The sequence below is a fragment of the Spirillospora sp. CA-294931 genome, from assembly GCF_050946795.1.
Classification (GTDB): Bacteria; Actinomycetota; Actinomycetes; order Streptosporangiales; family Streptosporangiaceae; genus Spirillospora.
Map to the genome: position 1 here is coordinate 2,885,156 of NZ_CP192006.1, position 20,246 is coordinate 2,905,401.

Consider the following 20,246-nt stretch of genomic DNA (forward strand, 5'->3'; position numbering starts at 1 on the left):
CTGGTCAGGCGTCGCCGCCGGTGTTGCTTTCGGCGGTTTGGACGCCGCCGGCGAAGGCGGTGGCGACGTCGGCGTTGAGGTTGTAGCGCTCGATCGCCTGCTGGAGGGTCTCGGGCTTGAGTTCGCCGTTGCGGACCAGGCGGGTGAGGACAGCCAGGACGATCGAGGCCGAGTCGACGTGGAAGAAGCGCCGGGCGGCGGCTCGGGTGTCGGAGAAGCCGTAGCCGTCGGTGCCCAGCGCCGTGTAGTCGCCGGGGACCCACGGGGCGATCTGGTCGGGGACGGCCCGCATGAAGTCCGAGACCGCGACGATCGGGCCGGGCAGGTTCTCCAGCGTCCGGGTGACGTAGGGGACGCGCTGCTCGGCGTCGGGGTTCAGCAGGTTGTACTCGTCGCAGGCCTGGGCCTCGCGGGTGAGCTCGTTCCACGAGGTGGCCGACCAGACGTCGGCGGCCACGCCCCATTCTTCGGCCAGCAGGCGCTGGGCCTCCAGGGCCCAGCGGCCCGCGACGCCGGAGGCCATGATCTGGGCCTTCGGGCCGCCGCCGTCGGTGGCCTCCTTGTAGCGGTACAGGCCCTTGAGGAGGCCCTCGACGTCGAGGTTCTCGGGCTCGGCGGGCTGCTGGTAGGGCTCGTTGTAGATGGTCAGGTAGTAGAAGACGTCCTCGCCCGGGTCGCCGTACATGCGGCGCAGGGCGTCCTGGGTGATGTGCGCCAGCTCGAACGCCCACGTGGGGTCGTAGTGGACGCAGGCCGGGTTGGTCGCGGCGATCAGGGGCGAGTGGCCGTCGGCGTGCTGGAGGCCCTCACCGGTGAGCGTGGTGCGTCCGGCGGTGGCTCCCAGCAGGAAGCCCCGGCCCATCTGGTCGCCCAGCGCCCACATCTGGTCGCCGGTGCGCTGGAACCCGAACATCGAGTAGAAGATGTAGATCGGGATCATGTGCTCGCCGTGGGTGGCGTAGGACGTGCCCGCGGCGATGGTGGACGCCATCGAGCCGGCCTCGCTGATGCCCTCGTGCAGCATCTGCCCCTGCTCGGACTCCTTGTACGACAGCAGCAGCTTGCGGTCGACGCCCTCGTAGGTCTGCCCGTGCGGCGAGTAGATCTTGGACGTCGGGAACAGCGAGTCCATGCCGAACGTGCGGTACTCGTCGGGGGCGATCGGGACGAACCGGGCACCGATGTTCTCGTCCTTGATCAGGTCCTTGAGCAGGCGGACGAACGCCATCGTGGTGGCGACGTTCTGCTTGCCCGAGCCCTTCTTCAGCTCGGCGTAGACCGGGTCGCCGGGCAGCTTGAGCGGCTTGGCCCGGACGATCCGCTTGGGCAGGAAGCCGCCGAGGGCCGCGCGGCGCTCGCGCATGTACTCGATCTCGTCGGAGTCTTCGCCCGGGTGGTAGTAGGGCGGCAGGTCGCCCTCCAGGTCGGAGTCCGGGATGTCGAGGTAGAGCCGGTCGCGGAACTCCTTGAGCTCGGCCTTGGTGAGCTTCTTCATCTGGTGGGTGGCGTTGCGGGCCTCGAAGTCCGAGCCCAGCGTCCAGCCCTTGATGGTGTGCGCGAGGATGACCGTCGGCTGGCCGACGTGCTCGCGGGCCGCCTTGAACGCCGCGTAGACCTTGCGGTAGTCGTGGCCGCCCCGGGAGAGCTTGCGCAGCTCGTCGTCGGAGAGGTGCTCGACCATCTTGCGCAGGCGCGGGTCGTCGCCGAAGAAGTGGTCGCGGATGTACTCGCCGGACTCGACCGTGTAGGTCTGGAACTGGCCGTCGGGGGTGGTGTTCATCTTGTTGACCAGCACGCCGTCGACGTCCTGCGCCAGCAGCGGGTCCCAGTCGCGGCCCCAGACGACCTTGATGACGTTCCAGCCCGCGCCGCGGAAGAACGACTCCAGCTCCTGGATGATCTTGCCGTTGCCGCGTACGGGACCGTCCAGCTGCTGGAGGTTGCAGTTGACCACGAAGGTGAGGTTGTCGAGCTCCTCGCGCGCGGCCAGGCCGATGGCGCCGAGCGACTCGGGCTCGCCCATCTCGCCGTCGCCCAGGAACGCCCACACGTGCGAGCGGGACGTGTCCTTGATCTTGCGGTTGTAGAGGTAGCGGTTGAAGCGCGCCTGGTAGACCGAGTCGATCGCGGTCAGGCCCATGGAGACGGTGGGGAACTCCCAGAAGTCCGGCATGAGGCGCGGGTGCGGGTAGGACGACAGCCCGCCGCCCGGGTGCGACATCTCCTGGCGGAAGCCGTCGAGCTTGCCCTGCGGCAGGCGGCCCTCGAGGAAGGCGCGGGCGTAGATGCCCGGCGCGGCGTGGCCCTGGATGAAGACCTGGTCGCCGGACTCGCCGTGGTCCTTGCCGCGGAAGAAGTGGTTGAAGCCGACCTCGTACAGGGAGGCGGCCGAGGCGTAGGTGGCGATGTGGCCGCCGACGCCGAGTTCGGGACGGTTCGCCCGCGACACCATGATCGCCGCGTTCCACCGGATGTAGGCGCGGATGCGCCGCTCGACGTGCTCGTCGCCGGGGAACCAGGGCTCGTGCTCGGGCGGGATGGAGTTGATGAAGTCCGTGCTGCGCAGGCCGGGGACGCCGACCTGCTGCTCGCGGGCCCGCTCCAGGAGCCGGAGCATCACATAGCGCGCCCGGCTGCGGCCTTCGGTCTTGATGACCGTGTCCAGCGATTCCAGCCACTCCCGGGTCTCGTCGGGATTGATGTCCGGAAGCTGGCTCGGCAGACCGTCGCTGATGATCGAATAGCGTTGACGTCCGGAAGCCACGGGGTCCCCTCTGTGCTTACCGTTCTCTGCTGGAACGACTGATCGTCGTCGTGTTCCGTGATCCATCGTCGCCGTTTGGAGCGGCTAACGCATCTCTACCAACCGGTAACCATTCTCGCCGGTCAGCGCCGGAACCGGACCCCTCACAGCCCGAATTTCGAAGGTCTCTTGGCTCTGAAGCCGTCTCGTATGAGGGTAGGTAGAGGAACGCCGTGCTCGACAGGCCGCGCCGGTGCGGTCGGCACGCGTCCTGGGGGAAAGATGCAAGCGACGATCGGAGACCGGCTGCACATCCACGGCAACACCGTGGGGCAGGCCGACAGGACTGGAGAGATCATCGAGGTCCGGGGCCCGGACGGTGCGCCGCCCTACGTCGTCCGTTTCAAGGACGGGCGCGAAAGGATGGTGTACCCGGGGCCCGACTCCGTGGTGGAGTCACCCGTCCACGAGTGAGTTCCGGGCCCGAAGATCGGGTAGACACCGACTCATGAAGAGCACGGTGGTCCAGGTGACCACGGGTACCAGGGAGGTCGTGCACGACATCACGGCCGAGTGCGAGCGCTTCGCCGCCGAGGCGGGCGGGGACGGGCTGCTGCACGTGTTCGTCCCGCACGCCACGGCCGGGGTCGCGATCCTGGAGCTGGGCGCGGGCAGCGACGACGATCTGCTGGCCGCGCTGGACGACCTGCTGCCGGCCGACGACCGGTGGCGGCACTCCCACGGCTCCAAGGGGCACGGACGGTCGCACGTCATGCCCGCCCTCATCCCGCCGTACGCGACGATCCCGGTCCTTTCCGGACGTCCCGCGCTCGGAACCTGGCAGTCGATCGCCCTGATCGACCTCAATGTGGACAATCCCGAGCGCAAGGTGCGATTGTCCTTTCTTGCGGGATGAGCGGTAATTGTTACGCTCTGTTGGTGTCCGGTGACCAAGGACCGGGAACCGGACGCCGTCACCACGGTGATCAGGGCCATGAGGCCACCAAAAGCCGCGAAGACACTTGCGCGAGGACCCCTCGCTTGTGTGGACTGTCCCGCAAACCCGTAGTGGTGTCTTCCGGCCGACAATTCCAAGTGGCGGGGCAGATACCGCTCGGACTACCAACCATGGGAGGACTTTCGTGAGCGCGACCGCGGGTCAGGCGCAGTCTGAGAGCAGCCTGGCCGAACGGCTCGGCTTCAAGCCGGACCAGGTGGTGCAGGAGATCGGCTACGACGACGACGTCGACGAGGAGCTTCGCGAATCCGTCGAGGCGGTCATCGAGGCCGAGCTGGTCGACGAGGACTACGACGATGTGGTCGATGTCGTGCTGCTGTGGTGGCGCGAAGAGGACGGCGACCTCTTCGACGGCCTCACCAATGTGATGACGCCGCTCGCCGACGGCGGCCACATCTGGCTCCTGACGCCCAAGGCGGGCCGGGACGGCCACGTGGAGCCGAGTGACATCGGGGAGGCCGCGACCACCGCCGGGCTGGCCCAGACCAAGAGCGTCAGCGCCGCGAAGGAGTGGTCGGGCACCCGGCTGGTCCCGCCGAAGGCGCACAAGTAGAGCGGTACGGGGGGTTTCCGGCCACCGGAGGCCGAATGCGAGACTGGGCCGCGGGCCCGCCGTCTCGTGTGGGCCGATGGCCTTCCCCGCCACGCGCGGGGGACGATATGTGGGAGAGGATTTGGCGGTCGAGGTAGGCGACGCGGCACCGGACTTCGAGCTGAAGGACCAGCACGGGACCCCGGTGAGGCTGTCGGACTTCCAGGGACGCAAGAACGTCGTCCTGGTGTTCTACCCCCTCGCCTTCAGCGGCGTGTGCACGGGGGAGCTCTGCGAGATCCGCGACGAGCTCCCGACGCTCGGGGGTGACGACGTCCAGGTCCTGGCCGTCTCGGTCGACTCCATGTTCGCGCTGCGGACCTGGGCCGACCAGGAGAAGTACCAGTTCCCGCTGCTGGCCGACTTCTGGCCGCACGGCGGGACCGCGCAGCGGTACGGGGTCTTCGACGAGGAGCGGGGTGTCGCCGAGCGCGGCACCTTCATCATCGACACCGAGGGCGTCGTCCGCTGGAAGGTCGTGAACGCCGTCGCCGACGCGCGCGACCTCGCCGAGTACCGCAAGGCACTCGCCGAGCTCTGAGCAGTCTGGCCGGGTGCGGCCACGCGGAGCAGCGCGGCCGCACCCGGCCACCGCACCGTTGGAGGTGTGATGCCCTGCTTCCGCTGCGGGGCGCGGCAGACCGACCCCGTCCGGGGCCCGAGCCCCTGGAAGCGCGGGGTGGTGGCCGACCGGCAGGTGCTGGTCTGCCCCGGTTGCCAGGACGGCCGCGACTGGACGGCCGACCTCGACGCCTGCGCCGCCTGCGGCTCGACCGCACTGGTCTGCCGTCTCGGCGAGATCGAGTGCCGTGATTGCGGCCACACCCGCGAGGCCACCCCCGGGGGTGATCTGGTGCCCTCTGGGGCCCAGCCCGCCGACTCCGGTCTTTCGGAGGAAGTGGCCGCCGCGCTGAACCGCGTCCTCAAGCGCGGTCCGGCGACCTGACGCCCGCCCGGAGGTCCGAAACCCACGTTTCGGGTGGTGAGGGAGGGGCATCTGGACGGGTGACGCCCGTCCGACTTGCTGCTTGACGCGGTATTTACGGCCTGCCACGCTGCGTCGCAAGCATTTGTGGAGAAAGCGGAACGGGGGAGCGCCGATGCCTTACCTGGTGTTGCGCGTGATCCATCGGCTCACGAACCGGACCTGGCGCGCGCCGGCGCTGGTGCTGGTGGCGGCCGCGGTGCTCGGCTGGGTGCTCATCGCGCTGTTCGAGAAGCCCGGGGCCGACATCAAGCAGCCGCACAACTACCTCTGGTACTTCTTCGTCAGCGGCACGACGGTCGGCTACGGTGACCTGTTCCCCGAGACCGCGGGCGGGCGGATCGGCGGCGCGATGGTGGTGGTCGCCGGGCTCACCGCGGGGCTGATGCTGTTCGCGGAGCTGACACTCTGGATGGCGAAGGGCAGGACCATGAAGGCGACGGGGCACGCTCGGTTCCATCACCGCGACCATGTCGTGATCATCGGCTATGACCGCTCGGCGCTGCGCGCGGTGGTCGAGCAGCTGCGCGCCGACCCCGAGTTCGTGAAGACCCCGGTGGTCAGCCTCTTCTGGGACGGGCAGCTCGCGGGCGAGAACCCCGACCCCGATCTCTACGACGTGGTCGCCTTCGACGACACCGCCTACGAGCGCGCGGCCATGCAGGACGCGCGGACGGTGCTGGTCTCGGCCCGCACCGACGACGAGACCGTCCGGGTCATGCTGGGCGTGTGCGCGTACCTGCGCAAGCACGACCGCCCGCGCATCCACAAGCTCGCGGGCGTCCAGGACGGCGGCCGCCGCTCGGAGATCAGCGAGGCGCTCAGCCTGATCAGCCGCGATGTCGAGCCGGTCGACATCGACGACCCCGCCGTGGTGGCCGTCGCGATCCGCAACCCCGGGGTCGGCTCGATCTACCACAACCTGGCCAGCACCCTCGACTCCGACTCGTCCCTGTACCGGGTCGACGTTCCCGACGACGCGGGCGAGTGGCTCCGGCTGGACGTGGCGATCTTCCTGCTCCAGCGCGGGAGCACCCTGCTGGCGGTCGGCGAGTCCCACCTGCCCAACGCGCGCTTCCGGCTGACGGCCCAGGAGGGCGAGACCATCAAGGGCGGCCAGTCCCTGGCCATCGTTTCCCCAGACCGTCCCGAGGTCCCCTGGCATGCGCTTCCCGCACGCCAGACCACCGCCTGAGAGACGGGGGCCGATGCGGCCCGCCGGAGCGGGCCACATCGGCCTTTGGGCCGGGAAAGGCACCTCTCGCGCCCGACGAGGTGCCCTCCCGGCCGCCCGGCCGCGCGGCCCGGGAGGGGTGTCCCGGGGCCTCCCCGCGACGACCGAGGTCGTGGCCGAGGTCAGGCCGCCTGGCGGCGGTCGGCGTCCAGCAGGTGGTAGAGCAGCAGGAGCTGCGTGATGGCCAGCGGATCGCTGGTCTCGCCGTCGCCGTACAGGCCGAGGGCGTCGGGGGCCAGGGCGGTCGGGGCGCCGAGCCGCTCCCAGATGGCCTTCTTGACGACCTGCGATTCCTCCGGTGAGACATAGCCGTGGACATGCAGGGCGTCCACGGGGCGGCCGTCGGTGTCGCGGTGGAGCCGCAGGTGCATGGCGGTCTCGCCGGACCCGGCCCCGGGCTCGGCGTCGCCGATGACCGTCCCGAGCTCGGGATGGTCGATGGTGGGGCGCAGCAGGAGCTCGGCTGAGAGGGGTGTCCCCGGCGGGTCGCTGCGGCCCGCGACGGGGGCGAAGCGGACGACGATGTCGGCCCAGCGGCGCTGGGGCCTGATGTAGGCGGCGCTCTCGGGCTCGCGCCGCTCCAGCTCGGCCCTGACCTGCTCGGGCGTGTAGCCGCGCTTGTCGCAGTCGCGGCGGACCTTCCAGGCGTGCCGGAGCCGTTCGGGCGGGTCGAGGTAGACGGTGATGTCGAAGCAGGCGCGGGCCAGCCGCGTGTGCAGCGGCAGCAGGCCCTCGACGATCACGAAGTCGCGCGGCTGGACCAGCTCGGGACGGACGAGCTCGCCCGTCGCGTGGTCGTAGACCGGCTTGAGGATGGGCTCTCCCATGGAGAGCAGTTGCAGGTGCTGCTCCATGATGTCGATGTGGTTGCAGTCGGGGTGCAGCGCCGTGAACGGCTTGCCCGCGCGCTCCCGGCGGTCATAGCGGTGGTAGTCGTCCACGCAGACCGCGGTCATGCGGTCGGCCCCCAGGCACTGCACGAGCCCCCTGGTCAGTGTCGTCTTGCCCGCCGCGCTGTCCCCGGCGATGGCGAGCATGACGGGGCGGCGTCCCGAGCCGCGCGCCCGGAGCATATGCACGATCCGATGGGGCACCTGGGGTCCTCCGTCCGGCGGCGTTCTGTCGTCTCACGGACCGTAGAACGGCGGTGTGAGCGGTTCGTCCCCCAATCAGGTGAGTCGGGGGGTGAATTGTCCGGAAGCCTGGCGCCGTCGGTGCTACTGGTCGGTAGCTTCCGGTTGTTATCGTGCCGGAATGAGCGCCCCCGTACGTGTCGTCCTGGTGGACGACCACGAGATGATCCTCGCCGGCCTCCAGGCGATGCTGGCCGGTTTCGCGGGGCGCGTGCGCGTCGTGGGGCAGGCGGGGACGGCCGAGGACGCCACCCGCCTGGTCACCACGCTGCGTCCGGACGTCGTCCTGCTCGACGTGCGGCTCGGCCCCGAAAGCGGGCTCGACCTGTGCCGGGCCCTGACCGGCCGGGTGCCGGAGTCGCGGGTGGTGTTCCTGTCGGTGTACGACGACGAGCAGTACGTCTTCGAGGCCCTGCGCGCCGGGGCGGGCGGTTACCTGCTCAAGCGGGTGGACGGGGCCGAGCTCGTCCGGCGCCTGGAGGAGGTCACCCAGGGCGAGACCGTGGTCGACCCGACGCTGGCCGGGCGGATGGCGGTCACGGCGGCGCGGCTCACCCGCGGCGAGTTCTGGCCCGGCGCCAACCGCGGGCTCACCCAGCGCGAGAGCGAGGTGCTGTCGCTGCTGGTCGGCGGCCTGTCGAACAAGGCGATCGCGGCCCGGCTCGTGCTGAGCGAGGAGACGGTCAAGAGCCATCTGCGGGCGCTGTACCGCAAGCTGGAGGTGACCGACCGCTCGGCGGCGATCGCCATCGCGCTGCGCGAGGGCCTGTTCCGGTGACCCCGCTCGAACTGCTGGCCGGACACGGCCACGACCTGCTGGTCCGGGTGGTGTCGGTCGCCTGCTCCGAGCGCGAGCTGCCCGGGATGGCCGACGACCTGGCCGGGCTGGTCGTCCGCTCGGCCAAGGCGCTGACCTTCTGCGACGTCTACGTCCTGGACGAGGACGAGCGCGCGCTGGAAGGGAGCGGCGGGCCGTCCGTCCCGCTGGGGGAGGGCGACATCGGGTGGGTCGCCGCGCACGGCCGGGCCAGGACGCACCCCGACGGGCGCGGCGTGGCGATCCCCGTCCACGCGGGCCGCGCGACGGTCGCGGTGGTGGACGTGCGCGCCGCCGGGCGCTGCCTGGACGAGGACGTCGCGCTGGCCACGGCCCTGGGCGAGCTGTTCGCGCCCGTCCTGAGCTCGTGCCGGGCGCTGCGCGGCGCGCAGGAGCGCGAGCACGCGGCCGAGCGGTTCGCCGAGCGCGCCGTCGAGGCCCAGGAGGCCGAGCGCTCGCGGCTGAGCCGCGAGATCCACGACGGGATCGCCCAGCGCCTGGCCAGCCTGGGCTTCCACCTGTCGGCGGCGCAGGGCGCGCTGCCCGACCACCATCCCGAGGCGGCCGGGCAGATCGTCCTGGCCCGCGAGCTGTGCGACCTGGCCGCCGCCGAGACCCGCGCGGCGATCGGGGGGCTGCGCCCGCCCGTCCTGGACGACCTGGGCCTGCCCGCCGCCCTGGCGACGCTGGCCCGCGAGGCGGGCGGCAGGCACCGCTCGATCGACGTGACCGTGACCGTGGCCGGCGAGCTGGACGGCGCCCTGCCCGACCACGTCCAGACGGCGCTGTACCGCATCGCCCAGGAGGCGGTCGGCAACGCGCTGCGGCACGCGGAGGCGTCCTGCGTCGACCTGCTGCTGGAGCACGGCGGCGACCGGGTCCGCCTGACGGTGGTGGACGACGGCATCGGGTTCTCGGTCCGCGACGTCCTGGCGCCCCGGGGACGCACGGGCCGCCGTCCCGACTCCTACGGGCTGCGCGGCATGACCGAGCGCGCCGAGCTGCTCGGCGGCCGGGTCACCGTCACCAGCCGTCCCGGCGGCGGCACCACGGTCGAGGCCGTCATCCCCCGTCCTCCGGGCCGCTAGACGGCCTCGTCGGACAGCACCCGGAACGTCAGGCCCGCCTTGACGAGCCGGGCGATCAGGGCGTCGCCCATGGCCTGGGCGGTGGTGACCTGGCCCGCCGTCGCGGGCAGGTCGTCGCCCGCCAGGCACAGGGCCGACTCGGCCAGCATCTTGGCGGTCTCGTCGTAGCCCGCGTCGCCGCCCGCGACCTCGGTGACCACCCGGCGGCCACCCCCCTCGCCCACGAACTTGACGCTGAACCAGTGCTCGGCGCGGCGCTCGGGGGACGGGCCGTCGCCGGGCTTGCGCAGCCGCAGCAGCAGCGAGCGGGTGGGCGGGAGCTGGGCGAGCGCGATCGTGCCGAGCAGCCCGCCCGCCATGCCGACGGCGGTGGCCAGGCGCCTGACCGCGACGAAGTGCCCGTAGGTGAAGTCGGGTCCGTAGCGGTCGAGCGCGGCGGCCGAGCGGACGACGATCTGCGGGTCGATCGACTGCATGGGCAGCGTCCAGCCCTTGCCGAGGGCCGCGCGGGGCGTGGGGCGCTGGGAGATCCGCACGCGCCGCCCCTCGGGACGCGGCTCGATCCGCCTGCGCTCGCGCTCGGCGCGGATCATGCCCGGGACGTCGGAGAAGATGCCGACGGCCGAGTGCAGCGTCCCGCCGGAGATGTCGCCCTTGGCGCGCACGAAGCCCTCGACGTGCAGGGGGACGTCCTCGGGGAGCCGCTTGACGGTGTAGTAGGCGCCCAGGTCGTGCGGGACGGAGTCGAACCCGCACGCGTGGACGATCCGGGCGCCGCTGCGCACGGCCTCCTCGTGGTGGAGCACGTACATCCGGTTCACGAACGTGGGCTCGCCGGTGAGGTCGACGTAGTCGGTCCCGGCGCGGGCGCAGGCCGCGACCAGGGGCTCGCCGTGCTCGGCGTACGGGCCGACCGTGGTGATCACGACCCGGGCGGCCTCGGCCACGGCCCGCAGCGAGGGCGCGTCGGTGGTGTCGGCGTGCAGGAGCGGCAGGTCCTTGCAGGCCGGATCGATCGCGGCGAGCCGTTCGCGCACGGCCTCCAGCTTGGCCGGGTTGCGTCCCGCCAGGGCCCAGCGGGTGCCGGGGGGCGCGTGCGCGGCGAGGTACTCGGCGGTCAGGGCGCCGGTGAACCCGGTGGCGCCGAACAGGACGAGGTCGTAGGAGCGATCGCTGGTCATGGAGAGCCCTTCGGAGACCGGTCTGCCGAATCCGATTCTGTCAGCCAGCCGGGCGCGGCGAGCAGGTGGGCGACGAACAGGCGCGTCGTGGGGGTCGGGACGGCGCCCCCGACGGCGTGCCACGGGCGGCTCATCGGGGTCCCGGGGGCGTCGATGATCTCCAGACGGCCGTCGGCCAGATGGGCGCCGACCGCGTCCCGCGAGACCAGCGCGACCCCGAGCCCCTCGGCGGCGCCCGCGACCACGGCGCCGTTAGAGCCCAGGACCAGCCGGGGCGGCGCGACGTTGCGTCCGGCCAGGTAGGTCTCGGCGGTCACGCGCGTCCCCGAGCCGGGCTCGCGCATCACCCACGGCGTCGTGTCCAGCGCGAAGCCCTCGGCCTGCTCGGGGGAGCCGACGATCACCAGTCCGTTGGGACGGCGGGCCAGCACGGTCGCCGGGGCCCCCGGGGGAGGACGCCCCGCCAGGACGAGATCGGCCGAGTGGTCGGCCAGGCTCGTCCAGACCTGGCGGCTCGGGCCGACCTCCAGGGTGAGGTCCACCTCGGGCCAGCGGCGCCGGAAGCCCGCCAGCAGCGACGGCAGGATCTGGTCGGCGGCGGTGGTCACGGCGGCGAGCCGCAGCGGCCCCCGGGCCGGGTCGGCCGCGCCCCGGGCGGCGGCGCGTCCCTGTTCGAGCAGGCCGAGCACCTGGCGGGCGTAGGTGGCGTAGGCCGTCCCGGCGGGGGTCAGCCGTACGCCGCGGCCCTCCCGCTCGACCAGCGGAAGCCCCAGCTCGCGGGACAGGGCGGTGACGGCGGCCGACACCGCCGACTCGGTGACGTAGAGCCGCCGGGCGGCCGAGCGTACCGACCCGGTGTCGGCCAGGGCGACGAACGAGCGCAGTCTGGATTCAGTCATCACTTGATGGTCGGCTGGAAATCCTTGATGGACATCGCAAGTATCGCCGGGGGAGGCTCGGGCTGTCCACGGACACACCTGACCCGGGCCGCGGTGCGTCGTCCCGCCCCCTGGCAAGCCGTCCCTTCTAGGGGCGGCGCGCCGCGGCCCGTCGAATCGGAGGAGCGGACGATGAGCGCGGGCAGATGGTCGGCGGGCGTGATCCCCTACGCCGAGATGGGCTACTGGCGGCCGGACTACACGCCGAAGGACAGCGACATCCTCGCCGCCTTCCGGATCACGCCGCAGCCCGGCGTGCCGCCGGAGGAGGCGGGCGCGGCGGTCGCGGGCGAGTCGTCCACGGCCACCTGGACGGTGGTGTGGACCGACCGCCTCACGTCCTACGAGAACTACCAGGCCAAGTGCTACCGGGTGGAGCCCGTCCCAGGGCAGGAGGGGCAGTTCATTGCGTACATCGCCTACGACCTCGATTTGTTCGAGGAAGGGTCGATCGCGAACCTGACGTCGTCGATCATCGGCAACGTCTTCGGGTTCAAGGCGCTCAAGGCGCTGCGCCTGGAGGACATGCGGATCCCGGCCCACTACGTCAAGACGTTCCAGGGCCCCGCGCACGGCATCGTGATGGAGCGCGAGTACCTCGGCAAGTTCGGCCGCCCGCTGCTCGGCGCGACCGTCAAGCCCAAGCTCGGCCTGTCGGCCCGCAACTACGGACGCGTCGTCTACGAGGCCCTGCGCGGCGGTCTCGACTTCACCAAGGACGACGAGAACATCAACTCCCAGCCGTTCATGCGCTGGCGCGACCGCTTCCTGTACTGCATGGAGGGCGTCAACAAGGCCCAGGCCGCCACGGGCGAGGTCAAAGGCCACTACCTCAACGTCACCGCCGGGACGATGGAGGACATGTACGAGCGGTCCGAGTTCGCCCGCGACCTCGGCACCGTCGTCATCATGATCGACCTGACGATCGGCTACACCGCGATCCAGTCGATGGCCAAGTGGGCGCGGGCCAACGGCGTCCTGCTGCACCTGCACCGCGCCGGGCACTCCACCTACACGCGGCAGAAGAACCACGGCGTCAGCTTCCGCGTCATCGCCAAGTGGATGCGGCTGGCGGGCGTCGACCACATCCACGCCGGGACGGTCGTCGGCAAGCTGGAGGGCGACCCGGCCAGCGTCGCCGGGTTCTACGACACCCTCCGCCTCGACAAGATCGCCGCCGACCCGGCCAAGGGCCTGTACTTCGACCAGGAGTGGGCCTCGCTCCCCGGGGTGATGCCGGTGGCGTCCGGGGGCATCCACGCCGGGCAGATGCACCAGCTCCTCGACCACCTCGGCGAGGACGTCATCCTCCAGTTCGGCGGCGGGACGATCGGCCACCCGATGGGCATCGCCGCCGGGGCCACCGCCAACCGCGTCGCGCTGGAGGCGATGATCAAGGCGCGGAACGAGGGCCGCGACTTCCGCAAGGAGGGCCCCGACCTCCTGCGCGCCGCCGCCAAGCGCAGCCGCGAGCTCGACGTCGCCCTGTCCACCTGGGGCGACATCACCTTCACCTACGAGTCCACCGACACCCCCGACGTCGTCGAGACACCTGTGAGCCTCTGATGCGGATCACCCAGGGAACCTTCTCCCACCTCCCCGACCTGACCGACGAGGAGATCGCCGCCCAGGTCGCCTACGCGCTGGAGCAGGGCTGGTCCTGCTCGATCGAGTTCACCGACGACCCGCACCCGCGCAACTCCTACTGGGAGATGTGGGGCCTGCCGATGTTCGACCTCGCCGACCCGGCCGGAGCCCTGCTCGAAGTGAACGAGTGCAGGCGCGCCTACCCCGACCAGTACATCCGGTTCAACGCCTACGACGCCCGCTACGGGCGCCAGACCACCGCGTTGTCGTTCATCGTCCAGCGTCCCGCCCACGAGCCCGGGTTCCGGCTGGACCGCGAGGAGACCAGCGACCGGCGCGTCCGCGTGCGGATGCACCCGTATGCGCTGGACCGTCCCCAGGGCGAACGGTACGGCCAGCGATGAGCGAACGGCTCGGGTTCGGGATGCGTCCCGTCCAGAACGGCTCCCCGGCGGCGGCCCCATCCGCTGAAGCCGCCGCCGGGGAGTCCCGTCCGGCGGACGCGGCCGAGCCCCTCCCCCCGGACGCCCGCGTCGACCTCGCCCGCGAGCGGGCGGAATCTCGGGTGGACGACGTGCTCGCCTCGCTCGACACCGAGCTGGTCGGGCTGGCCCCGGTCAAGACCAGGATCAGGGAGATCGCCGCCCTGCTCCTGGTCGACCGGGTCAGGTCCCGGTTCGGCATCGACTCCGCCCGGCCCAACCTGCACATGTGCTTCACCGGCAGCCCCGGCACGGGCAAGACCACCGTCGCCGGACGCCTGGCCGAGCTGCTGCACACCCTCGGCTACGTCCGGCGCGGCCACCTGGTCTCGGTCACCCGCGACGACCTGGTCGGCCAGTACGTCGGGCACACCGCGCCCAAGACCAAGGAGGTGCTCAAGCGGGCGATGGGCGGCGTCCTGTTCATCGACGAGGCCTACTACCTGTACCGGGCCGAGAACGAGCGCGACTACGGCCAGGAGGCCATCGAGATCCTCCTCCAGGTCATGGAGAACCAGCGGGACGACCTGGTCGTCGTCCTGGCGGGCTACAAGGACCGGATGGACTCCTTCTTCGCGTCCAATCCCGGCATGAGCTCGCGCATCGCCCACCACATCGACTTCCCCGACTACGCCACCGGGGAACTGGAGGCCATCGGCCACCTGATGATGGAACGCGAGGGCTACACGCTCGCCGACGACGCCGTCCCGGTGTTCCGCGACTACCTCGACCTGCGCCGCGACCAGCCGCGCTTCGCCAACGCCCGCTCGGTCCGCAACGCCATCGACCGGGCCCGCCTGCGGCACGCCAACCGCCTGGTCGCGGCCCGCACGGAGGTGACCCGGGACGACCTGACCACGCTGCGTCCCGAGGACTTCCTGTCCAGCCGGGTCTTCGCACTGCGACGGTGATCACATCGGAACGCGGGATGGACGCCCCCATGTCCTAATGTTGGAGAGACCAACCGGAGATGTGGGGGAGACGTTGCGAAACCCTGAGGACCTGTACGAGCTCGACACCGACCTGCCGGAGCTGTCCGGCCCGGTGCTGCTGCACAGCCTCGACGGCTTCGTGGACGCCGGGTCCACGGGGCAGCTCGTGCGCGAGCACCTGCTCGACTCCCTCGAGCACCGCGTGGTCGCCCGGTTCGACGTCGACTCCCTCATCGACTACCGCGCCCGCCGCCCGATGATGACCTACGACCGCGACCACTGGGCGTCCTACGACGCGCCGGAGCTGGCCGTCCACCTGCTCCGCGACGAGGTCGGCTCGCCCTTCCTCATGCTGGCCGGGCCCGAGCCCGACCGCCTGTGGGAGGGCTTCACCGCCGCCGTCCGGCACGTGATCACGCGCCTCAACGTGAGCCTGACCCTCGGCGTCCACGGCATCCCGATGGGCGTGCCGCACACCCGTCCGGTCGGGCTCACCCCGCGCGCCACGCGTCCGGAGCTGGTCACCCGGGGGTCCTGGTTCGACAAGGTCCAGGTCCCCGGCAGCGCCGCCGCGCTGCTGGAGCTGCGCCTGGGCGAATCGGGCCACGACGCCATGGGCTTCGCCGTCCACGTCCCGCACTACCTGGCCCAGTCGGAGTACCCGGCCGCCGCCGTGGCCGCCCTGGAGGCCCTGATCGACGCCACCGGCCTGGCCCTGCCGACCTCCGCCCTCCGCGAGGCCGCCGCCAAGACCGACGCCGAGATCGCCGAGCAGGTCACCGGCAACGAAGAGGTCGAGAAGGTCGTCCGAGCCCTGGAGCAGCAGTACGACGCCTTCGCCGGAGCCACCGAACGCGAGAACCTCCTGGCCGAAGACCAGGACATGCCCACCGCCGAAGAGATCGGCGCCCAGTTCGAACGCTTCCTCGCCGAACAGGACCCCGACCAGTAGGACGGTTACGGGCTCCTGGTGCTCTGGTAGGTGATGCGGACCGTTCCCGTGGTCGGTTCGAGCTGGTGTTCGCGTCGCCGTTGACCATGAGGATGACCGAGGTGACGGCGGCGAAGAACTGGGACACGAGCACGCCGGTGAGCACGACGCACGCGACTCCCAGATCAGGGCGTCCAGCAGCTTCGGCGACGGCGGGCTCGGGGCGATCGCGTCCAATCCGATGTGCCGCAGGACCGTGGAGACGACATCGAGCGCGCCGATGTTCGCGGTGCCGAACAGGCTCGCCGCGACGATCGACACGAGCAAGGCCGCCGTGGCCAGGGCGAACAGGCCGATCGACGCGGCTCGTCCCCGCCGCTTGGTCCCCGGCCGGAGACCCTTGACCTGCTTCGCGGACGCGACCCGCGTGGCCACGGAGCCGCTCAACGAGGCCCTCGGCGAGCCCGTTGGCGAGCGCGGGGACGGCGTAGGCACTGCGTCACCTTCTTGCCGCAGTTCCGCAGGGTCAGCGGGTACTGGGTCTTTCCCTCGCCGGCCGACACCGGCCCCGCTCCGACGTCGTCCGCCCCGCCGCCGCAATCGGTCAGGACTGCTCGGCCGGGCGTTCCAGGCCGCTGGCACGGGCGACCTCCTGTTGCCGCTGGTGGGGATCGGGCTGCTCCAGGTGGTCCGCGTCGGTGCCGTCGTGGCGCGCGACACGTGGGCGCCGCGGGTGTCGGACGGGTGAAGGAAGCGGTCCGCGAGCGGCTCACGGGCAGGCGCAGCGGTTGCGGACCGGCGATCTCCAGTCGACCGTCGTCGACTCGGTGGAGTTGCTCGGACGGCTCGTGCCCGCCGTCTACGCCTCGGTGCGCGGTGCCTACCTCGCGGCCGCCTACGTGGTCACGGTCAACCCCGCGGTCGGCGGGATCGTCCTGCTGTGCGCCCTGCTGGTTCCGGGGCACGGTAGATCCGGCGGCGCGGCGACCGGCACCACGGCCGCGAACGGCCTGGGCGCCTGGCACGCCTCGACCGGATCGATCACGGTCGCCGGACTCTTCACGGTCCTCGTGCTCACCCGGGAGACCTTCCGGCCGACGCAGGACCTGGATGCCGCCCACCACGCGGCCTACTCCGCGATTCCCGCGCGTTACTCAAGAGCGCACCGGAGCCCAAGGCCCCTACGCCGGCCCCTTGGCCTCCCAGCTCGGCGAAATCGAACGCGGACGACGACAGCCGCCCTCGACCCGGTGACACCGGCTAGGTCAGTCCGTGATCCCTCGGAGCCACTCGGATCATCCGAGGTCGAGGTCGCCGTTCTTGATCTGGCGTGTCAGGGTGCGCCAGTTGGCCGGGCTCAGCGCCAGCCTCGCTCCCTTTGCGTTCTTCGAGTCGCGCACCTCGATGCTTCCGGCCAAGCTCGCGACTTCGACGCAGTCACCCCCATGCGGGCCGCTACCGCTCGCCTTGCGCCACACAGTCATCCTTGAGTCTCCAATGCTTCCCCCCACCCATCCCTTGGATGGGCACCATGCCCGGATCGTGCTCCCGTACGCCCCCAAAGGCAAGGCCCTTGCCGCACTTGGAACGGCCTTATGGCGCTCGTCGCCGTTCGCGGTGTTTCGTGAGTTGCCGCTCTGCTCAGCGGACGCGACCGATGCGGTTCTGCCGGGTGTGACGCTCGACGGCGTTTTTCGCGCAGGGGACGCCAAAGGCGGCGATGGCCATGTCAGGCCGGAGTACTGGAGGGTGATGGGTGATCCCACTGCCGGCTGATGTGGAGCATTGGGGCGGGGCGTGATGATCCATGGAGTTCGTTGTCTCTCGAAGGGATCTTCATGTCCGCTCCGGTGGCTTTGCCGCGATCTGAGGGAGTTCCGGGTCGTGCTCTCGCCTTGTTGAGCTTGGTGGCCGTGATGTTGGTCGGGGCCTTTGTGGTGGCTCCGCGCGTGCTGGCGGGTGGTGGGTTCGCGGGTCAGGGTGAACTCGTTGAGGCGCTGCGTGTGGCGTTCGTCGGGTACTGGCGTACCGGGGGTGGGGAGCTGTCCCCGGAGTTGGCGAGCGTGTCCGATTACTGGTTCCGGTACCACGTGGCCAAGGGTGTGATCGCCGCGATCTTGCTGGGGGTGCTCGTCGTTCTTGGGGCTCTGGTTTGGCGGGCCCATCTGAGGGCCGACGCTCTCGGAGCGGGGAAGAGGGCCGCTCTTGCGTCGGGTGGTGTGGTCGTCACTGGGCTGGCGGTGTTCGCGCTGGTGGTCGTCATGGCCAACATTCAGGGCGCGGTCGCGCCCTACTCTTCGCTGCTGCCGATGCTGACGGACGGGGCGACCGACGCGGAGGTCACCGGCACCCTTGACCAGGTGCGGCAGGGGTTGGCCGCTTCGGCCGCGGGCGGGGAGACCACCCCGGCCCTTGAAGTGATGATCAGCGACTTCGCCCGCTACCACGCGGTGATGGCCGTGATCGCCGGGGTGGCGGCGGCCGGTCTTATCGCGTTCAGCGTGGTTCTGTGGAAGGCGTTCGCGGGACGGGCCGGTAGGGCCAGGCGGCTGCTGGGGTCGTTCGGCGTCCTGTCGGTGCTGCTGGCGCTGGTCATGGTCGTTGTCGCCGTGGCGAACGCGACCACCGCGGCCGATCCGGAGCCGGCGCTGGCGGCGTTCTTCGCCGGCGGCTGGTGAGCGCGATGCCCGGCGACTCGGCTGGGCTCGCGGAGCTTGTCGCCGCGACGACGCGGTCCTTCATTGTGGGGTTTGGGTGTTGAGCCAGGTGGTGGCCCGGCGTTTGGAGGCGCGGGAGAGCCAGGCGTCCTGGACGATCTCCTTCAGTTCTTCACGGGTGAGTTCGGCGATGCGGCTCGCTTGGAGCAGGACGGACGGGTGGCCGTTGAAGTGGGGGGTGGTGAAGAACGGGGTTGACTCGTCGCGGATCAGGGCCTGTTTGTCCTCGTCGGAGGCGACCCAGAAGACGATCACGTCTTGGAGGCGTTCGCCGGTTTCGGGGTCGAGCGCGTCCGGGCGGGGGTTGCGGAAGAAGACGAAGGACTTTCCGCCCACCTGGTAGACCGGGTTGTCGGCGGTGCCCGGGTAGACGGTGACGTGGGGCATGGCCAGGGCGAGTTCGTGGACGTCCTCGACTCGGGCGGGGCGGCTGGTGTCGTCGGGCATGGCCTCAGCTGGGTTCCTGGATGCGCAGGAGGTTGCCCGCGGGGTCGCGGACGGCGAAGTCGCGCACGCCGTAGGGTTGGTCGATGGGCTCCTGGACGATCTCGGCGCCGGCGGCCTCCAGCTTGGCGAACGTGCCGTCGACGTCGGGGGTGGAGAAGACGATGCCCGCGTAGGTGCCCTTGGCCATCATCTCGGCGATCAGCCGGCGCTCGTCCTCGGTCACGCCGGGGTCGCAGATCGGGGGCTGCAGGACGATCGAGGTGCGGGGCTGGTCGGCGGGGCCCACGGTGATCCAGCGCATCCCCTCGTAGCCGACGTCGTTGCGGACCTCGAAGCCGAGGACGTCCCGGTAGAAGGCCAGCGCGGCGTCCGGGTCGTCGTGGGGCAGGAAACTGGCGTGAATGTTGATGTCCATGCAGGTCAGGCTAGCCGGGCCGGTGCGGTTTGTGCTTCTCGATTCCTGACCGGCCTGGTCACCTGCTTCGACACGCAGGACGGCATCCCCTCCGTCGCCCCGGTGGCCTTCTGGCGGTAGACGCTGGGCGGGACGCCGACCAGTTCGGTGAAGCGGGTGCTGAAGGTGCCCAGCGAGGAGCAGCCGACTGCGAAGCAGACGTCGGTGACGCTGAGGTCGCCGCGGCGCAACAGGGCCATCGCGCGCTCGATGCGCCGCGTCATCAGGTAGCCGTAGGGGGCCTCGCCGTACGCCTGGCGGAACTGGCGGCTGAGGTGCCCTGCCGACATGTTGACGCCCCGGGCGAGCGCCTCGACGTCGAGGGGCTGCGCGTATTCGCGGTCGATCCGGTCGCGGACGCGTCGCAGCAGCGCGAGGTCGCGCAGGTGCTGCGCCGGGTCGGTTCTGCTTCCCACCTGGGGAATTGTGCCATATCGCGGTGTCCGCGCTCAGGGGAGATCTTCGGGGCGCACGCGCAGTTTGGCGGCGATGCGAGCCAGGGCCTGCTGGTCGGCGGCGGTGAGCGGGTCCAGGACGAACCGCCGCACCGCGCGCACGTGGGTGGGCGCGGCGGCGACGACCACCTCGTAGCCGGTGTCGGTGAGGGCGGCGAGGGTGTAGCGGCCGTCTTCGGGGTCGGGTGAGCGCTCCACCCAGCCGCGCTGTTCGAAGCGTTTGACGACGTTGGACAGGCGTGACAGGGAGCCGTTGGCCAGGTAGGCCAGTTCGCTCATCCGCAGGCGGCGGTCCGGTGCCTCGGAGATGTGGCTGAGCGTCATGTACTCGAAGAGGGTCAGGCCGTGCTCCTGCTGGAGCGGTGACTCCAGCCGTCCCGGCAGCAGGAGGGCGAGGGACGCCACGCCGGTCCACGCCTCCTTTTCGGCGGGGTTCAGCCACAGGGTCTCTTCGGGGACGTCCCCGCTCGGGGTGGAGGTGGCGGCCATGGTGGCACCCTACCGAGCCGCAA

24 protein-coding genes are annotated in these 20,246 nt (G+C 71.0%); 14 read left to right on the plus strand and 10 right to left on the minus strand.

Annotation, left to right across the window (positions count from 1 at the left end; genetic code table 11):
* Positions 1–4 precede the first annotated feature (4 nt).
* Entirely contained in the window at positions 5–2,764 is a 2,760-nt protein-coding gene (gene aceE / locus ACQPY4_RS12850) for a pyruvate dehydrogenase (acetyl-transferring), homodimeric type (protein ID WP_433335819.1), read from the minus strand.
* Between the two features lie 261 nt (positions 2,765–3,025).
* Between aceE and ACQPY4_RS12855 the strand changes: the two genes are divergently transcribed.
* The 6 genes from ACQPY4_RS12855 to ACQPY4_RS12880 all read left to right on the plus strand — a co-directional run bounded on the left by ACQPY4_RS12855 (position 3,026) and on the right by ACQPY4_RS12880 (position 6,533).
* Positions 3,026–3,217 (plus strand): DUF1918 domain-containing protein, encoded by a 192-nt coding sequence (locus ACQPY4_RS12855; RefSeq protein WP_433335821.1) that lies wholly within the window; start codon positions 3,026–3,028, stop codon positions 3,215–3,217.
* Positions 3,218–3,251: 34 nt separating this feature from the next.
* Positions 3,252–3,659, plus strand: a complete 408-nt coding sequence (locus ACQPY4_RS12860; protein ID WP_433335823.1) for a secondary thiamine-phosphate synthase enzyme YjbQ — start codon at positions 3,252–3,254, stop codon at positions 3,657–3,659.
* 226 nt (positions 3,660–3,885) lie between these two features.
* Entirely contained in the window at positions 3,886–4,314 is a 429-nt protein-coding gene (locus ACQPY4_RS12865) for a DUF3052 domain-containing protein (protein ID WP_433335825.1), read from the plus strand.
* A 121-nt stretch (positions 4,315–4,435) separates the two neighbouring features.
* Positions 4,436–4,894: a peroxiredoxin gene (locus ACQPY4_RS12870; RefSeq protein WP_433335827.1), complete on the plus strand. Its 459-nt coding sequence runs from the start codon at positions 4,436–4,438 to the stop codon at positions 4,892–4,894.
* A 69-nt stretch (positions 4,895–4,963) separates the two neighbouring features.
* Entirely contained in the window at positions 4,964–5,299 is a 336-nt protein-coding gene (locus tag ACQPY4_RS12875) for a hypothetical protein (RefSeq protein WP_433335829.1), read from the plus strand.
* A gap of 154 nt (positions 5,300–5,453) precedes the next feature.
* Positions 5,454–6,533, plus strand: coding sequence for a potassium channel family protein (locus tag ACQPY4_RS12880; protein WP_433335831.1), 1,080 nt, complete (start codon positions 5,454–5,456; stop codon positions 6,531–6,533).
* Positions 6,534–6,694: 161 nt separating this feature from the next.
* On the opposite strand, the gene ACQPY4_RS12885 is transcribed toward ACQPY4_RS12880, so the two are convergent.
* The gene (locus ACQPY4_RS12885) at positions 6,695–7,645 is read right to left on the minus strand and encodes a phosphoribulokinase (protein ID WP_433338906.1); all 951 of its coding nucleotides are present in this window, start codon (positions 7,643–7,645) and stop codon (positions 6,695–6,697) included.
* 181 nt (positions 7,646–7,826) lie between these two features.
* Between ACQPY4_RS12885 and ACQPY4_RS12890 the strand changes: the two genes are divergently transcribed.
* On the plus strand, positions 7,827–8,483 hold the full coding sequence (locus tag ACQPY4_RS12890) for a response regulator (RefSeq protein WP_433335833.1): 657 nt from the start codon (positions 7,827–7,829) through the stop codon (positions 8,481–8,483).
* Complete coding sequence (locus tag ACQPY4_RS12895; protein WP_433335835.1) at positions 8,480–9,610, plus strand: ATP-binding protein; 1,131 nt, start codon at positions 8,480–8,482, stop codon at positions 9,608–9,610. The genes ACQPY4_RS12890 and ACQPY4_RS12895 overlap by 4 nt, the downstream gene beginning before the upstream one ends.
* On the opposite strand, the gene ACQPY4_RS12900 is transcribed toward ACQPY4_RS12895, so the two are convergent.
* Together ACQPY4_RS12900 and ACQPY4_RS12905 are read right to left on the minus strand one after the other, a co-directional pair.
* Entirely contained in the window at positions 9,607–10,791 is a 1,185-nt protein-coding gene (locus tag ACQPY4_RS12900; protein ID WP_433335837.1) for a saccharopine dehydrogenase family protein, read from the minus strand. The two genes, ACQPY4_RS12895 and ACQPY4_RS12900, sit on opposite strands and share 4 nt — an antisense overlap.
* Positions 10,788–11,690, minus strand: coding sequence for a LysR family transcriptional regulator (locus tag ACQPY4_RS12905; RefSeq protein ID WP_433335839.1), 903 nt, complete (start codon positions 11,688–11,690; stop codon positions 10,788–10,790). The genes ACQPY4_RS12900 and ACQPY4_RS12905 overlap by 4 nt, the downstream gene beginning before the upstream one ends.
* 171 nt (positions 11,691–11,861) lie before the next feature.
* On the opposite strand from ACQPY4_RS12905, the gene ACQPY4_RS12910 reads away from it, so the two are divergent.
* The 4 genes from ACQPY4_RS12910 (at position 11,862) to ACQPY4_RS12925 (ending at position 15,682) form a co-directional block, all read left to right on the plus strand.
* Positions 11,862–13,295 carry a form I ribulose bisphosphate carboxylase large subunit gene (locus ACQPY4_RS12910; protein ID WP_433335841.1) on the plus strand — a complete coding sequence of 478 codons (1,434 nt, stop codon included), beginning with the start codon at positions 11,862–11,864 and terminating at the stop codon, positions 13,293–13,295.
* Positions 13,295–13,720 (plus strand): ribulose bisphosphate carboxylase small subunit, encoded by a 426-nt coding sequence (locus ACQPY4_RS12915; RefSeq protein ID WP_433335843.1) that lies wholly within the window; start codon positions 13,295–13,297, stop codon positions 13,718–13,720. The genes ACQPY4_RS12910 and ACQPY4_RS12915 overlap by 1 nt, the downstream gene beginning before the upstream one ends.
* Complete coding sequence (gene cbbX, locus ACQPY4_RS12920; protein WP_433335845.1) at positions 13,717–14,709, plus strand: CbbX protein; 993 nt, start codon at positions 13,717–13,719, stop codon at positions 14,707–14,709. The genes ACQPY4_RS12915 and cbbX overlap by 4 nt, the downstream gene beginning before the upstream one ends.
* Positions 14,710–14,782: 73 nt before the next feature.
* On the plus strand, positions 14,783–15,682 hold the full coding sequence (locus tag ACQPY4_RS12925) for a proteasome assembly chaperone family protein (RefSeq protein ID WP_433335847.1): 900 nt from the start codon (positions 14,783–14,785) through the stop codon (positions 15,680–15,682).
* Between the two features lie 874 nt (positions 15,683–16,556).
* Here ACQPY4_RS12925 and ACQPY4_RS12930 read toward each other — a convergent pair.
* Both ACQPY4_RS12930 and ACQPY4_RS12935 read right to left on the minus strand, forming a co-directional pair.
* A complete protein-coding gene (locus ACQPY4_RS12930) occupies positions 16,557–16,739 on the minus strand; it encodes a hypothetical protein (protein WP_433335849.1) in 183 nt (60 codons plus the stop codon).
* A 217-nt stretch (positions 16,740–16,956) separates the two neighbouring features.
* Complete coding sequence (locus tag ACQPY4_RS12935; protein ID WP_433335851.1) at positions 16,957–17,145, minus strand: DUF397 domain-containing protein; 189 nt, start codon at positions 17,143–17,145, stop codon at positions 16,957–16,959.
* A 58-nt stretch (positions 17,146–17,203) separates the two neighbouring features.
* On the opposite strand from ACQPY4_RS12935, the gene ACQPY4_RS12940 reads away from it, so the two are divergent.
* Positions 17,204–17,437 (plus strand): hypothetical protein, encoded by a 234-nt coding sequence (locus ACQPY4_RS12940; RefSeq protein ID WP_433335853.1) that lies wholly within the window; start codon positions 17,204–17,206, stop codon positions 17,435–17,437.
* A gap of 137 nt (positions 17,438–17,574) precedes the next feature.
* Positions 17,575–18,339, plus strand: a complete 765-nt coding sequence (locus ACQPY4_RS12945) for a hypothetical protein (protein WP_433335855.1) — start codon at positions 17,575–17,577, stop codon at positions 18,337–18,339.
* A 60-nt stretch (positions 18,340–18,399) separates the two neighbouring features.
* On the opposite strand, the gene ACQPY4_RS12950 is transcribed toward ACQPY4_RS12945, so the two are convergent.
* Genes ACQPY4_RS12950 through ACQPY4_RS12965 form a run of 4 tightly spaced genes read right to left on the minus strand, consistent with a single transcriptional unit; the run spans position 18,400 to position 20,223 of the window.
* Positions 18,400–18,825 (minus strand): MmcQ/YjbR family DNA-binding protein, encoded by a 426-nt coding sequence (locus ACQPY4_RS12950; protein WP_433335857.1) that lies wholly within the window; start codon positions 18,823–18,825, stop codon positions 18,400–18,402.
* A 4-nt stretch (positions 18,826–18,829) separates the two neighbouring features.
* Positions 18,830–19,240, minus strand: a complete 411-nt coding sequence (locus ACQPY4_RS12955) for a VOC family protein (RefSeq protein ID WP_433335859.1) — start codon at positions 19,238–19,240, stop codon at positions 18,830–18,832.
* A gap of 5 nt (positions 19,241–19,245) precedes the next feature.
* Positions 19,246–19,695 (minus strand): helix-turn-helix transcriptional regulator, encoded by a 450-nt coding sequence (locus ACQPY4_RS12960; RefSeq protein ID WP_433335861.1) that lies wholly within the window; start codon positions 19,693–19,695, stop codon positions 19,246–19,248.
* A 33-nt stretch (positions 19,696–19,728) separates the two neighbouring features.
* Positions 19,729–20,223 carry a MarR family winged helix-turn-helix transcriptional regulator gene (locus tag ACQPY4_RS12965; protein WP_433335863.1) on the minus strand — a complete coding sequence of 165 codons (495 nt, stop codon included), beginning with the start codon at positions 20,221–20,223 and terminating at the stop codon, positions 19,729–19,731.
* Positions 20,224–20,246 lie beyond the last annotated feature (23 nt).